A 15,358-nucleotide genomic window follows, 5' to 3' on the forward strand; every position below is an offset into this window, starting at 1 on the left:
AATCCCGCGATGCATACCGGCCGTGTCGATTCAGCTTGCGTACAGCTTTCTGTCATTGTGATTACACGCCGCCTATCTAGCATGCGGGCACCGCTCGGCCTCAATGGCCGGGCATTCATCCGATCCAATGGGAACCCGCATGCAAGACACGAATCAAGCCAATCGCCGCCGACTCCTGAAGATGCTGGGAGGCGCGCCGATGCTGCCGATTGGCGGCGTCAGCATGGCTGCGTTGCTGGCCGGCTGTAATTCCAGCGACGATGATGACGATGACGCCACGGGCAATCCGCAGCCCAATCCCGGCCCCGGCACGCAGCAGCCCGCACCGGTGACGTTCACGTCGGCATCGTTCACCCCGATGGCCGCGCCCACGCTGGCCAACCCCGAACTGATGGCGCGCACGACCGTCAGCTCCGCCATGGCGCTGACGTTCAGCGATGGCTCCAAGCGGACCGTGCAGCTGGGCTACGAACCGTTCTTCATTACCGGCGACACGGTGCCCGACGGCAAGGGCGGCACCGCCGTCGCCGGTGGCTATTTCAACCTGGCCGGTGCGCCCATCATGGACAACTCGGTGCCCGCCCGCGCGCGCCAGTTTTTCTCGAACTGCCCCGACGGCACCTCGCTGCTGGCCTTGTCCGCGCCCACCACGGTGCCGGGCGTGGCGGGCAACGCCGTGTACGCGGTGGTGCAGTTTGAATACCAGTCGATGGACCAGGCCGGCAACGACATGTACGGCTTGCTGCCGTCGCCCATCGCCGTGCTGACGCTGTCGCAAGACCCGAATACGGGCAAGCTCAGCCTGGTGAAGTACAGCAACGTGGACACCTCGTCGGTGCATGGCCTGTGGATCACCTGCGGCGCCAGCCTGTCGCCGTGGGGCACGCATCTGTCCAGCGAAGAATACGAGCCTGACGCGACCACGGCACGCACGACGGCCTCGTTCCAGGCCTACAGCAACAACGTGTATGGCGACCCCAACAAGGCCAACCCGTACCACTACGGCCACCTGCCGGAAGTAACGGTGCACCCGGATGGCACCGGCACGATCAAGAAGCACTACTGCATGGGCCGCATCTCGCACGAGCTGGTGCAGATGATGCCGGACCAGCGCACCGCGCTGATGGGCGACGACGCCACCAACGGCGGCCTGTTCATGTTCGTGGCCGACCGCGCGGCGGATCTGTCGGCCGGTACGTTGTACGTGGCGCAATGGACGCAGACGTCGGGCACGGGCCCGGGCGCCGGCACGTTGAAGTGGATCAAGCTGGGTCATGCGACCAGCGCCGAGGTCAAGGAACTGGCCGACCAGCTCACGGCCGCCGACATCATGGACGTGCGCACGACGGACCCGGCCGACGCCTCGTTCACCAAGATCCGCTACAGCGGCAAGGACAACTGGGTCAAGCTGCAACCCGGCCGCCGCCAGGCCGCCGCGTTCCTGGAAACGCACCGCTATGCGGCGCTGGTGGGCGGCACGCTGGCCTTCACGAAGATGGAAGGCACCACCGTCAACGCCAAGGACAAGACCGCGTACAGCGCGATGTCGCGCATTGAATCGTCGATGATCGACGGCAAGGTGCCGGGCTTGAAGGTGGAAGCGAACTCGGCCGGCGCGGTGTACCAGCTGCATCTGCAAGCGGGTCAGGCCGATACCGACGGCGGCGCCATCGACAGCGAATGGGTGCCGGTGGACATGGCGGCCGTGCCGGAACTGATCGGCAAGCCGCTGGCCACGCCCGACGCGCTGGGCAACACGCACAACGCCGACTTCATCTCGAACCCCGATAACCTGAAGTTTTCGGAAAAGCTGCGCACGCTGTTCGTGGGCGAGGACAGCGGCGGCCACGTCAACAACTTCATGTGGGCCTACAACATCGACACCAAGGCCTTGTCGCGGTTGCTGTCGTGCCCGGTCGCGGCGGAATCCACCGGTTTGCAGGCGGTGGACGAGATCAACGGCTGGACCTACATCACCAGCAACTTCCAGCACGCGGCCGACTGGGGCAGCGTGCACGCGGTGGTGCGCCCGACGCTGGAGCCGCTGGTCAAGGCCAACTACAAGGACGGCTTTGGCGCGGCGGTGGGCTACCTGACCGGCGTGAAGATCGGCGCGTAAGCGCCAGGCGCAACGCAACCGCCAATAGCCCGCACGCCGGGGCGCGGCATCGCCCATCGGGATGCCGCGCGGCGTAAGGGAAGACATAAGGGACCGGCTAGCCGGTCCCTTATGCATTGTGGGCATCGGCAATCATTTCACAGGTGTAACGCCGGCCATGTCCGCGTCGGCTCGCTCCTACACTCGGCGGCGTCAGGCTTGCCTGATGCAGTTGATGCGTCTTCCGGCATGCGCTGCCAGGCGTGATTGCGTTTGCGGTGGCGTTGCGGTGGCGTTGCGGTCGGGCTTGCAATTAGGCTTGCACCCGCACCCGCACCCGCACCCGCACCCGCACCCGCACCCGCACCCGCACCCGCACCCGCACCCGCACTTGCACTTGCACCCGCACCTGCACCTGCACCCGCGCCTTCGCCAGCGTCTGTCCGCGCATTGCCGGTTCGTTGTTCGGCTTTGAACCTGGGAGCGTTCACATGAAAAATCCTGATCACACAGAGCGTCGCCGACTATTGAAGATGCTGGCCGGCGCGCCCATGCTGCCGCTGGGCGCGGCAAGCTTGTTGGCCGGCCACCCCGCGCGAGCCTCTGAGGACGGCACCCCCGCGTTGCCAAGCACCAAACCCATCGCCCGGCCATCCGTCGCCACGCCGGGCGCCGCGCCGTTCGTATCCGCCGAATTCATCTCCATGCCCGCGCCCGGCCTGTCCGAGCCGGAAGGCATGGCGCGCACGACGGTGGAATCCGCGATGGACCTGGTGTTTGCCGATGGCTCGCGGCGCCGCGTGCAACTGGGCTACGAGGCTTTCTTCATGACCGGCGACCGCGTGCCGGACGGCAAGGGCGGCATGGTGCTGGCGGGCGGCTATCTGGACATCCATGGCGCGCCCATCATGGATACGTCCGTGCCCGGCCGCGCGCGCCCGTTCTTTTCGGACTGCCCGGATGGCATGTCGCTGCTGACGCTGGCCGGCCCGCTTGGCGAGGCCGACGGCGCAACGGGTCCGCCCACCGTCACCAAACCGGCAACCGCCACCGTCTACGCCGTCGTGCAGTTCGAATATCTGTCGCGCGATCGGGCCGGCCAGGACATGTGGGCGCGGCTGCCATCGCCCATCGCGGTGCTGACGCTGTCGCAAAACCTGCAAACCGGCCAATTGACCCTGGTGCGCTACAGCAACGTGGACACCGCGCCGGTGCATGGCCTGTGGGTCACCTGTGGCGCCAGCCTGTCGCCGTGGAACACGCATCTATCCAGCGAAGAATACGAGCCCGACGCCACCACGGCGCGCACCTCGGCGTCGTTCCGCGCGTTCAGCCGCCACCTGTATGGCGACGCCCGCCGCGCCAACCCCTATCACTACGGCCACCTGCCCGAAATCACCGTGCAGCCGGACGGCACCGGCAGCATCAAAAAACACTACTGCATGGGCCGCATCTCGCATGAACTGGTGCAGATCATGCCCGACCAGCGCACCGCCTTGATGGGCGACGACGCCACCAACGGCGGGCTGTTCATGTTCGTGGCGGACCGCCGCGCGGATCTGTCCTCGGGCACGCTGTACGTGGCCCGCTGGACGCAGACATCAGGCACGGGGCCCGGCGCCGGGACGCTGACCTGGATCCGGCTGGGCCATGCCACCAGCGCCGAGGTCAAGGAACTGGCCGACGACCTGGTCGCCGCCGACATCATGGACGTGCGCACGGCGGACCCCAAGAATGCCGCCTACACCCGCATTCGGTTTGACGGCAAGAACAACTGGGTGCGTCTGAAGCCCGGCCGCCGCCAAGCCGCGGCATTCCTGGAAACGCACCGCTACGCGGCACTGGTGGGCGGCACGCTGGCCTTCACCAAGATGGAGGGCACCACGGTAAACGCCCAGGACAAGATCGCGTACACCGCGATGGCGCACATCGAAACGTCCATGGTGGACGGCACCTCGCCGCACCTGCACGTAGAAGGCCCGGACGCGGGCGCGGTCTATCAACTGCGGCTGCAAGCCGGGCAAGTGGATACGGACGGGCAGCGCATCGACAGCGAGTGGGTGCCGGTGGACATGGGCGCGGTGCCCGAGTTGGTGGGCGCGATGCTGGCCGCGCCCGACGCCTTGGGCAACCGCCACCGCAGCGACCGGATATCCAACCCCGACAACCTGAAGTTCTCGGAGAAACTGCGCACGCTGTTCGTGGGCGAAGACAGCATGGGCCGCGTCAACAGTTTCCTGTGGGCGTTCAACGTCGATACGCGGGTGCTGTCGCGCCTGTTGTCCTGCCCGGTGGCGGCGGAATCCACGGGGCTGCACGCGGTGGACGACATCAATGGCTGGACCTACATCACCAGCAATTTTCAGCACACGGCGGACTGGAACGACGTGCATGATGTGGTGCGCCCGGTGCTGGAGCCGCTGGTCAAGGCCAAGTACCGCAACGGCCGGGGCGCCTCGGTCGGATATCTGACGGCGGTGAAGATCAACGCCTGAGTCCGTGGCAAGGCGGCGCCGCCCGCCGCCTTGCAAAAATTCCTGATCCGTCGATCAAGCTTTCTGCTCTTTGTTTCATGGGCCTTTCACGTTCGCTCGCCACACTGTGCGCAGCGTAAACCGTGTTCATGAAACGAGAAGAGAAGCATGAGAACAATGGATTGGAGAAAATGGTGCGCCATGTTGCTGGCCACCAGCGCATTGGTCGGCTGTGGGGGCAGTGATGACGACGATGACGGCACGACCGCGCCGCCGCCGCCCACGCAACCGCCGGTCAGCGAACCCGCCGCGCCGCGCGCCGACAAGGTGCTGTTCATCGGCGTGGACGGCCTGACCTATGACGCCATGCGCCGTGGCGTGGCCGACAAGTCCCTGGCCAACATCGGCCAGTTGACCGCAACCCGCGCCTGGACGGGCGGCGTGACCGGCGACGTGACGCAGCAGCCGACGCTGTCCGCGCCCGGCTGGGCCACCTTGTTGACAGGCCAGTGGGCGGACGTACACGGCGTGCGCTCCAACGCGGCCGGGCAGGGGATGAAGGCGGCCAGCCTGTTCCAGCGCGTCAAGCTGGCGCACCCCGAGGCGCGCACGGCCGGCGCATTCAATTCGCCGTTGCTGGCCGGCCTGGTCGGCGGCGATCGCGACGCGGGCTACCTGCAAACCCTGACCGACTGCGCGGGCGTGGACGATTGCGTGGCTTCGCAAGCGCGCGACCGCATCACCGAAGGCTACGACGTGGTGGTTGCGCAGTTCGGCGCACCCGAACGCGCGGCCTCGGACAACGGCTTTACCGGCAACTACGATGCGGTTATCCGCCAGACGGACGCGGCCATCGGCGTGCTGGCCAAGCAGATCGCCGAGCGTCGCGCGGCGCATCCGAACGAGAACTGGCTGATGGTGGTGGCCTCCAGCCACGGCCTGGGCAAGACCGGCGTGGCCGATGGCCTGCCCCTGTCCCCGAACAAGACCATCTTCCTGGCCAGCAACCAGCCGACAATGTTGGGCGGCAGCGCGGATGACGCCTCGTTCGACGGCGCGTGGGACAGCAATTGGTACGCGCTGCCCAGCGCCGCCGACGTGGCCCCCACGATGCTGGCGCACCTGGGCGCCTTGCCCGCCGCCGGCCAGTACGACATGGCGGGCACGCCCTTGTCCGAAGCCCTGGCGCTGCGCCGCCTGTCGGCCCGCACGTCCATGGACAACAAGAGCGTGACGCTGTCCTGGGTGCGCGTGGGCGAACCCGACGGCCAGATCGTGGTCAGCCGCGACGGCGTGGAAGTTGCGCGCTTGCCCGGCACCGACGCCACCTATACCGACAGCGGTTTCACGTTCGACACGGAAGGCGTGCACACGCTGAACTACACCGTGTCGGCGGGCCGCGCCAGCAGCGCCACGCATGCGTCGGTGGTGTATGCCAAGCCGGTGCCGCTGTTGGCGTCACTGCGCACGGGGCTGACGATGCTGTTTCCGTTTGAAGGCAATCTGACCGACGTTGCAGCAGGCGGCGGCGCGATCACCCCGTATGACGGCGTACAGGCGCCCGCGTTCGCGGACGGCGGCGTGTTCGGCAAGATGTTCCAGAACGAGCGTGGCTCGGCCGCCCTGGGCGCGTTCAAGCTGGATTACCCGGCAGGCATGCTGGACAGCGTGTCCGTGTTCACCATCGGCTTCTGGTATCAGTCGGACGGCACGGCGAACGACCGCTCGATCCTGGGCAACAAGGACTACAACTCGGGCGGCAACCCCGGTATCACCATCGCCCAGTGGGCCGGCCCCGAGCTGCGCTTCAACGTGGCCGGTGGCGGCGTGCGCGCCGATATCAACGGCATCAAGTTCACGCCGAACAAGCCCGTGTACATCGCCATGACCATCGACAAGCCCGCCAAGATGATGACGGCGTACGTGTACGACAGCGAAATCGGCTTCCTGCGGCGCAACGTGACCACGGGCTCGGTGAACCTGGCGCAAGTGGCCGGCCTGTTCGGCCCGCACATCGGCCTGAACGAAGACGGCAAGGGCACCTACGGCATCTGCTGCGCCGGCACCAAGGGCCCGTACACGATGAATTTTGACGACCTGGCCTTCTGGTCGCGCGCCCTGACCGAGACGGAAGTGAAGTCCCTGGCGCTGTCCGGCAAGTCCGTTTCCGACCTGTTTCCCTGATGTGGCAAGGATAGAAAAACCATGAGCAAGTCCCTGATATTGCGCGGTTTCGTGCGCGCCGGCGCGGTGCTGATGTTGACCGCGGCCCTGGCCGCGTGTGGCGGCGACGACGGCGATGACAGCAAGCCGGATAACGGCGCCGGCACGCCCGGCAACGGCGGCACCGAAACGCCGGTGACGCCGCCGACCCCGGCCAAGCCCGAACTGCGTTGCGCGCCCTGAGCCGCGCTTCTTATCGATCACTAGGAATAGCATCCGTGAAGTCCGAAAAAGACCCGATCCACGCCGGCAAGCGCCGCTTCCTGCGCAATGCCGCCGCATCCACTGCCGGCCTGACCGCGCTGTCGATGTTCCCGCCCGCCATCCGCCGCGCGCTGGCCATTCCCGCCAACAACCGCACCGGCACGATCAACGACGTCGAACACGTGGTGATCCTGATGCAGGAGAACCGCTCGTTCGACATGTACTTCGGCACGTACAAGGGCGTGCGCGGTTTTGGCGACCGCATGACGATCCCGCTGCCGCAGAACCGTTCGGTGTGGGAACAGACCAACGGCACTCGCGTGGTGATGCCGTATCACCTGGACAGCACGCAGGGCAATGCCCAGCGCGTGTCCGGCACGCCGCACGACTATATGGACGCGCAGATGGCCTGGGACGGCGGCCGCATGGATCAGTGGCCGCGCTACAAGCAGAACCAGTCCATGGGCTATTACCGCCAGAAAGAGGTGGAATTCCAGTTTTCGCTGGCCGAAGCCTTTACGCTGTGCGACGCCTACCACTGTTCCACCCACGGCGGCACCAACACCAACCGCCTGTTCCTGTGGACCGGCACCAACGACCCGCTGGCCCAAGGCAATGGCCCGTCGACCCGCAACCAGTGGGACAGCCTGGGCGCGTCCACCACCGGCTGGACCTGGATGACGTATCCCGAACGCCTGCAAAAGGCGGGCGTCAGCTGGAAGGTCTACCAGAACCTGCCCGAGAACTTCGGCGACAACTCGCTGGCCGGTTTCCAGCAATACCGCCGCGCCAACGAACAGGCGGGCAACGCCGCCGACGGTTCGCCGTACCCAGCCTGGACGCCCAGCATGGACGGCGCCAACCCCTTGTACAAGGGCACGGCCAACACCATGCCCGACGGCGGCTTCCTGCAATCGCTGCGCGATGACGTCAACAACGGCACCTTGCCGCAGGTGTCGTGGATCGTGGCGCCCGCCACGTATTCCGAACACCCCGGCCCGTCCAGCCCGGTGCAGGGCGCGTGGTACATCCAGGAAACGCTGGACGCGCTGACGGCCAACCCCGACGTCTGGAGCAAGACCGTCCTGTTGATCAACTTCGACGAGAACGACGGCTACTTCGACCACGTGCCGTCGCCCGCCGCGCCGTCGCTGAACCCCGACGGCTCGATGGCCGGCGCGTCCACCGTCAACACCGACCTGGATCGCCACACGCACGCCTCGGCGCAAGACGCGGCCGACAACCGCGTCTATGGCCCCGGCCCGCGCGTGCCGATGTACGTGGTGTCGCCGTGGAGCCGTGGCGGCTGGGTCAATTCCCAGGCGTTCGACCACACCTCGGTGCTGCGCTTCCTGGAAGCGCGCTTTGGGGTGCCGGAAGACAACATCAGCCCGTGGCGCCGCGCCGTGCTGGGCGACCTGACGTCCGCCTTCAACTTCGCCACGCCCAACGATGAAAAGCTGCCCGACCTGAATATCCTGACCCGGTCCGGCGCCGACCAGTTGCGCGCCGACCAGCAGGCGCTGACCGCCGTGCCCTTGCCCGACACGACGACGCAGGCCAAGCCGGTGCAGGAGCAGGGCGTGCGTTATTCGCGCGCCTTGCCCTACGAGCTGCACACCAGCGGCCGCAGCCAGCCCACCACCGGCAACATGTGGCTGCTGTTTTCCAACACGGGCAAGCAGGCGGCGGTTTTCCATGTGTATGACCGCCTGCACCTGGACCGCCTGCCGCGCCGCTATACCGTGGAACCGGGCAAGCAGCTGGAAGGCAGCTGGGACACGGCGGCCGACGGCGGCAAGTACGACTTGTGGGTGTTGGGCCCCAACGGCTATCACCGGCATTTCGCGGGCGACCTGGCGCTGGCCCGCACGTCGCAGCTGGACCCGGAAATCCGAGTCTGCTATGACATCGCCAATGGCGACGTCTATGTCAGCTTCATCAACAGCGGCAAGGACGCCTGCACGTTCGAAGTCACGCCCAACGCCTACTACAGCAATAACGAGCGCTGGACGCTGACCGTGCCGGCCGGCAGCAAGGTCGAACAACATTGGGCGCTGGAAGGCAGCGGCCACTGGTACGACTTCACGGCCCGCCTGGCGCAAGACCCGTCCTACTTGCGCCGCTTCGCCGGCCGCGTCGAAACGGGCAAGCCGTCCGTCACCGATCCGGCGATGGGCATGTAAGTAGCCTTACGCGGCGGTTTGCGGTTCGCGCGCCCGGAAGGCCGTGGCGCAGGCTTCGCAGATCGCCGCCGTAATGCTCTGGCGCGCGTGTTCGCGCCGTTCCAGCATCCCGATGGCCCGCGACAGCGGGCCTAAATCTTGCGGCAGCGTCAGGATGCGCAGTTCGGGGCTGTGCTGCCAGTTGGACCCGTTGATCAGCGGCAGCAGGGTGACGCCGACTTCCTGGCGCACCAGTTCCACCAGCGTTTCGATGGCGTTCAGTTCCAGGAATTCATTGATCGGCACCGCCAGGCGGCGCAGCAGCCGGTCAATCTGCAAGCCGGTGCGCTGCGTGCGGTCAAAGCGCAGAAAGGGGTTGTTGGCCAGCACCTGGCGGGCGTCCTTGCCGGTGGCTGACGCCGGCGCAATCACCACCAGCTGTTCTTCATATAGCGGGGTCCAGCGCGTGCTGGCCATCTTGCGGCCGGCTTCCACCAGAAAGGCCGCGTCCAGCTCGCCGTCTTCGACCTTGCCGGCCAGTTCGCTGGCCTTGCCCGACAAAATGCGCACGTCCAGCTTGGGGTGCGCTTTTTTCAGCCCGGACACGACCTTGGACAAGGTGCCCATGCAGGACACGATGCTGCCCACCGACACCGACCCGGCCAGTTCGCCCGGCACGGTTCGGGGCAGCCGCATCCGGTCGTATAAATCCAGCAAATGCTTGATTTCGGGTAGCAATTCGCGGCCAGCTGCGTTAAGAATGGCAAGTCGACCGCTACGGTCGAACAGTTCCCGGCCCAGTTCGGCTTCCAGCGAACGCATCTGGAAGCTGACGGCGGCCTGGGTCAGCGCCACCTGCTCGGCCGCTTCGGAAAAAGAGCCATGGTGCGCGACGGCCAGGAAAGTGCGTAAAAACCGGATGGTGCTCATCGCCGTGATCCATAAAAATTTCTTTTATGACGGAACAAAAAATCAAATTGATTTAATTAGATCACGAGAGTACCTTCGCCTGCTTAACCGTTCAGACCGTTTAGAGACAAGCCATGAAAACCTTCGACTGGGTCAATCCGTATCCTTCCGTACGCATTCCGCTGTTCGCGCGCAACGTGGTGTCCACGTCGCACCCGCTGGCGGCCCAGGCGGGCTTGCGCATGCTGCTCAAGGGCGGCAACGCCGTTGATGCGGCCATTGCCGCCGCCGCCACCATCGTGCTGGTGGAACCGGTGTCTTGCGGCCTGGGCGGCGACTGCTTTGCCATCGTCTGGGACGGCAAGGAATTGCATGGCCTGAATTCGTCGGGCGTGGCCCCGGCAGCCTGGAATACCGAATACTTCAAGGCCAAGTACGGCACGGGCCCGGATGGCCTGGCCATCCAGCCCAAGCGCGGCTGGGACGCCGTGACGGTGCCGGGCGTGGTGGCCGGCTGGGCCGCGCTGCACGAAAAGCTGGGCAAGCTGCCGTTTGAACAACTGTTCGAACCCGCCATCGAAATTGCCGAGCGCGGCTATGCCGTGCCGCCGGTGGTGGCGCACAAATGGGCCGCCGCCGCTGACGAATTGAAGTCGCAACCCGGCTACGCCGCCGCCTTCATGCCCGAGGGCCGCGCGCCCAAGGTCGGCGAACACTTCCGCTTTCCGGATGCCGCCAACACGCTGCGCCGCATCGCCGAATCCAAGGGCCGCGACTTCTACGAAGGCGAACTGGCCGAACGTATCGCCGCCTTCAGCAAGGAATGCGGCGGCGCGATGACGCTGGAAGACCTGCGCAACTACCGCCCGGACTGGGTCAAGCCCATTTCCAAGTCGTACCGTGGCTACGAGCTGCACGAGATCCCGCCGAACGGCCAGGGCATTGCCGCGCTGATCGCGCTGGGCATCGTGGAACGCTTCGATATGTCGGACATCCCCGTGGATTCCGTGCAGTCGCAGCACATCCAGATCGAAGCCATGAAGCTGGCGTTTGCCGACCTGTACAAGTACGTGGCCGACCCGCGCGCCATGCAGGTGACGCCCGAACAGATGCTGTCGGACGCCTACCTGGACAGCCGCGCCAAGCTGATCCGCCTGGACCAGGCCACCCATTTCGAAGCGGGCCGCCCGCATGCAGGCGGCACGATCTACCTGACCGCCGCCGACGAAAACGGCATGATGATTTCGTTCATCCAGTCCAACTACATGGGCTTCGGATCGGGCGTGGTCGTGCCGGGCACGGGCATCAGCATGCAGAATCGGGGCGTGGGTTTCTCGATGGATCCCAAGTCGGCCAACGTGGTGGAAGGCGGCAAGCGCCCGTTCCACACCATCATCCCGGGCTTCCTCACGCGCGGCGGCAAGCCGGTGATGAGCTTTGGCGTGATGGGTGGCGACATGCAGCCGCAAGGCCATATGCAGACGGTTGTGCGCATGATCGACTACCACCAGAACCCGCAGGCCGCGTGCTGCGCGCCGCGCTGGAAGGTCAACCGCGACTTCACGCTGGACATCGAGACCAATATGAAGGCTTCCACCATTGCGGGCCTGAAAGACCTGGGGCATGCTCTGAAGTCCGTTGACGATCCGTACATGGACTTCGGCGCCGGCCAATTCATCTGGCGCATGTCGGAAAACGACAACGAACTGGGTTACGTCGCCGCCAGCGACAGCCGTCGCGACGGCCAGGCGGTCGGCTTCTAAGACCAAACCGCTCGCAAGCTACAAGGGGAAAACTCACAATGAAACGCTTGACCTTGACCTTCGGCGCCAGCCTGCTGGCGCTTGCCGCCGGCGCCGCGTGCGCGCAGAACATCCGCATCGGCCTGCAGGAAGATCCGGACGTGCTGGACCCGCACCGCGCCCGCACCTACGTGGGCCGCATCGTGTTCACGTCGCTGTGCGACAAGCTGGTGGACATCGACCCCAAGCTGCACTTTGTGCCGCAACTGGCCACCTCGTGGTCGTTCAGCCCGGACAACAAGGTGCTGACCTTCAAGCTGCGCGACGACGCGCTGTTCCATGACGGCTCGAAGTTCGACGCCGCCGCCGCCAAGGCCAACCTGGAACGCGCGATGACGCTGCCGGACAGCCTGCGCAAGGGCGAACTGGGCTCGGTTGAAAAAGTGGACGCGCCTGATGCCACGACGCTGGTGCTGACCTTGAAGAAGCCGGACGCCACCTTGCTGGCGCAACTGTCCGACCGCGCCGGCATGATGCTGTCGCCCAAGACCTTCACCGACGCCGACGTGGCCGCCGTGGGCCGCAAGCCCGTGTGCTCGGGTCCGTACAAGTTCGTTGAACGCATCCAGAACGACCGCATCGTGCTGGAAAAATTCGACCAGTACTACGACGCCAAGGATTACGCGTTCAAGCGCGTCACCTTCCTGCCGATCCCCGACACGACGGTGCGCCTGTCGAACCTGCGCGCGGGCGACCTGGACATGCTTGAACGCCTGAACCCGTCCGACGCGCCGCAAGTCAAGACCGACGCCAGCCTGACGTTCGCGCCGGTGGCCGGCCTGGGCTTCCAGCAGTTCATGTTCAACGTGGGCAACGGCAAGCGCGCCGAAGACAACCCGTTCAAGAACAAGCTGGTGCGTCAGGCGTTCCAGTACGCCATCGACCGCAACGCCATCAACGAAGTGGCCGGCGGCGGCATCTTTGAACCCGCGCAGCAGCCGTTCCCGCCCGCAAGCCCCTATCACAGCGACAAATTCCCCGTCACCCAGCGCGACGTGGCGAAGTCCAAGGCGCTGCTCAAGCAGGCCGGCATGGATCGCGTGAAGGCGGAACTGGTGTTCGGCAACAACACGACCACCTCGTCGATTGCCGAGATTGTGCAGGCGATGGCGTCCGAGGCGGGCTTTGACCTGTCGCTGCGCCCCACGGAGTACGCGGCGCTGCAAAAGGAAGCGTCGGGCGGCAACTTCCAGATCGTCATGCTGGGTTGGTCGGGCCGGGTGGACCCGGACGGCAATATCTACGCCTTCGTGACGTGCAAGGGCGCGCTGAACGACGGCCACTACTGCAACCCGGAAGTGGACAAGCTGCTGAACGAAGCGCGCACCGTTCCTGACGAGACGCGCCGCAAGGCCATCTACGAGCAGGCGATGACCATCATCCAGGACGAACTGCCCGGCGTGTATAACTACTACCAGCCGTGGCCTTTCGCGATGGGCAAGAAGGTCAAGGGCTTCACGCCGTACCCGGATGGCATGATCCGCCTGAAGGGCGTGACGTTCGCCCAGAAGTAAGAACGAGGCGCGGCGGCCCCAGGGCTGCCGCGCGCGTTGGACGCGGCAACGCGTCCTTTGGCTTTTTGCGGCGGACGCGCGCCAGGTGATGCAGGCCTGATGCCGTCCGCCGTTCCTGTTATACGGTTTTTCCCACATGCTTAAACTCATCTTGCGCCGCGTGATCGTCGCGATACCGACACTGATACTGGTGTCGATGATCGTCTTCATGCTGCAGAAAATCCTGCCGGGCGACCCGGTGCTGACGCTGGCCGGCGAAGAGCGCGACCCGGCCGTCCTGGATTATCTGCGCGACAAATACCGCCTGAACGACCCCTTGCCGATGCAGTACGCGGCGTGGGCCGGGCAGGTGCTGCAAGGCGACCTGGGCAAGTCGCTGCGCACCGACGTGCCGGTCACGACGCTGATCGCGCAAAAGCTGCCGGTGACCTTGCAACTGGCCGCCATGGCGATGTTCTTTGCGCTGTTGGTCGGCATTCCCATGGGGATCGTCGCCGCGGTGCGCAAGGGCAAGCCGATTGAAATGGGGGCGAACATCGCGGCGCTCTCCGGCATGTCGATACCCAACTTCTGGCTGGGCATCATCCTGATCATGGTGGTGTCGGTGCAATGGAAGCTGCTGCCGGCATCGGGCTATGTGTCGCCCGCCGAAGATTTCTGGTTGTCGATCAAGACCATGCTGATGCCGTCGCTGGTGCTGTCCACGGCCATCGCGGCGTACCTGATGCGGCATACGCGTTCGTCGATGCTGGAAGCCTTGTCGGCTGACTACGTACGCACGGCGCGCGCCAAGGGCGTGTCGCCGCGCCAGGTAGTGTTGCGCCACGCGCTGCGCAATGCGTTGATGCCGATCGTGACGCTGGTGACGCTGCTGTTCGGCGAATTGCTGGCCGGTGCGGTGCTGACGGAACAGGTCTTCACGATTCCGGGGTTCGGCAAGCTGGTGGTGGACGCGGTGTTCACGCGTGATTACGCGGTGGTGCAGGGCGTGGTGCTCTGCGTGGCGGTGGGCTTCATTCTGATGAACCTGCTGGCCGACATTCTCTACATCCTGGTCAACCCCCGCCTGAGGCACTCATGAGCGCAAATACTGCAACGGCCGCTGCCGTCACGCCGCCCCGCAGCCGCAACCGCGCCTGGGGAAAATTCAAACGTAATCACATCGCGATGCTGGGCCTGGCCATCGTCGCGTTCTTTGTGCTGTTGGCCGTGCTGGCGCCGTTCATCGCCAACCACGACCCCTTGCAGACCAGCTTCACCACCATCCGCAAGGCGCCGTCGGCGTCGTACTGGCTGGGCACGGACGAGCTGGGTCGCGACATTTTCAGCCGCATGGTCTATGGCGCCCGGGCGTCGTTGATGGCGGGCCTGGTGTCGGTGTTGATCGCCTTGGTGGTCGGGGTGCCGTTTGGCTTGGCCGCCGGCTACTTCGGTGGCTGGACGGACAGCATCATTTCGCGCGCCACGGAGGCGTTGCTGGCGATTCCGTTCCTGATCCTGGCCATCGCGCTGGCCGCCTTCCTCGGGCCCAGCCTGACAAACGCGATGATCGCCATCGGGGTGTCGGCCGCGCCGAAGTTTGTGCGCTTGACGCGCGGGCAGGTGCTGGCCGTCAAGAACGAAGACTATGTGCAAAGCGCGCGGGCGTTGGGCGCGTCGGACTTGCGCATCATTGGCCGGCACGTGTTCCCGAACGTGATGCCGCCGCTGATCGTGCAGGCCACGATCACCATCGCCACGGCGATCATTGCCGAGGCCAGCCTGTCGTTCCTGGGGCTGGGCCTGCAACCGCCGACGCCGTCGTGGGGCTCGATGCTGAACACGGCCAAGAACTTCATGACCCAGGCGCCCTGGATGTCGATCTTCCCCGGGTCGGCCATTTTCCTGGTGGTGCTGGGCTTCAATCTGCTGGGCGACGGGTTGCGCGACGCGCTCGATCCGCGTCAGGAAAAGTAATGACTATGGCAAC

At 65.5% G+C, this 15,358-nt stretch carries 11 protein-coding genes; 9 read left to right on the top strand and 2 right to left on the bottom strand.

The genetic code is table 11. The features are described from left to right. Positions 1-139 precede the first annotated feature (139 nt). Positions 140-2,119 carry a PhoX family phosphatase gene (locus KYT87_RS10800; RefSeq protein WP_219992222.1) on the top strand — a complete coding sequence of 660 codons (1,980 nt, stop codon included), beginning with the start codon at positions 140-142 and terminating at the stop codon, positions 2,117-2,119. Between the two features lie 292 nt (positions 2,120-2,411). Here the strand turns inward: KYT87_RS10800 and KYT87_RS10805 are convergent, their stop codons facing one another. Further along, complete coding sequence (locus KYT87_RS10805; protein WP_219992223.1) at positions 2,412-2,549, bottom strand: hypothetical protein; 138 nt, start codon at positions 2,547-2,549, stop codon at positions 2,412-2,414. Positions 2,550-2,589: 40 nt separating this feature from the next. Between KYT87_RS10805 and KYT87_RS10810 the strand changes: the two genes are divergently transcribed. The 4 genes from KYT87_RS10810 (at position 2,590) to KYT87_RS10825 (ending at position 9,185) form a co-directional block, all read left to right on the top strand. Further along, a complete protein-coding gene (locus tag KYT87_RS10810) occupies positions 2,590-4,593 on the top strand; it encodes a PhoX family phosphatase (RefSeq protein WP_219992224.1) in 2,004 nt (667 codons plus the stop codon). A 180-nt stretch (positions 4,594-4,773) separates the two neighbouring features. Further along, a complete protein-coding gene (locus tag KYT87_RS10815) occupies positions 4,774-6,756 on the top strand; it encodes an alkaline phosphatase family protein (protein ID WP_219992636.1) in 1,983 nt (660 codons plus the stop codon). Positions 6,757-6,777: 21 nt separating this feature from the next. Beyond that, complete coding sequence (locus tag KYT87_RS10820; protein ID WP_046804613.1) at positions 6,778-6,978, top strand: hypothetical protein; 201 nt, start codon at positions 6,778-6,780, stop codon at positions 6,976-6,978. Between the two features lie 35 nt (positions 6,979-7,013). Beyond that, positions 7,014-9,185 (top strand): phosphocholine-specific phospholipase C, encoded by a 2,172-nt coding sequence (locus tag KYT87_RS10825; RefSeq protein ID WP_046804614.1) that lies wholly within the window; start codon positions 7,014-7,016, stop codon positions 9,183-9,185. A gap of 6 nt (positions 9,186-9,191) precedes the next feature. Here the strand turns inward: KYT87_RS10825 and KYT87_RS10830 are convergent, their stop codons facing one another. Next, positions 9,192-10,094: a LysR family transcriptional regulator gene (locus tag KYT87_RS10830; protein WP_219992225.1), complete on the bottom strand. Its 903-nt coding sequence runs from the start codon at positions 10,092-10,094 to the stop codon at positions 9,192-9,194. Between the two features lie 113 nt (positions 10,095-10,207). On the opposite strand from KYT87_RS10830, the gene ggt reads away from it, so the two are divergent. From ggt to nikC, 4 genes are all read left to right on the top strand, one after another. Further along, a complete protein-coding gene (ggt, locus tag KYT87_RS10835) occupies positions 10,208-11,836 on the top strand; it encodes a gamma-glutamyltransferase (RefSeq protein ID WP_046804616.1) in 1,629 nt (542 codons plus the stop codon). A 38-nt stretch (positions 11,837-11,874) separates the two neighbouring features. Then, positions 11,875-13,389 (top strand): ABC transporter substrate-binding protein, encoded by a 1,515-nt coding sequence (locus KYT87_RS10840; RefSeq protein WP_046804617.1) that lies wholly within the window; start codon positions 11,875-11,877, stop codon positions 13,387-13,389. A 136-nt stretch (positions 13,390-13,525) separates the two neighbouring features. Then, positions 13,526-14,470: an ABC transporter permease gene (locus KYT87_RS10845; RefSeq protein WP_046804618.1), complete on the top strand. Its 945-nt coding sequence runs from the start codon at positions 13,526-13,528 to the stop codon at positions 14,468-14,470. Next, positions 14,467-15,345 carry a nickel transporter permease gene (gene nikC / locus KYT87_RS10850; protein WP_046804619.1) on the top strand — a complete coding sequence of 293 codons (879 nt, stop codon included), beginning with the start codon at positions 14,467-14,469 and terminating at the stop codon, positions 15,343-15,345. Before KYT87_RS10845 ends, nikC begins: the two co-directional genes overlap by 4 nt. Positions 15,346-15,358: the final 13 nt, after the last annotated feature.

The organism is Achromobacter sp. ES-001 (assembly GCF_019448355.1).
Classification (GTDB): domain Bacteria; phylum Pseudomonadota; class Gammaproteobacteria; order Burkholderiales; family Burkholderiaceae_B; genus Achromobacter; species Achromobacter spanius_B.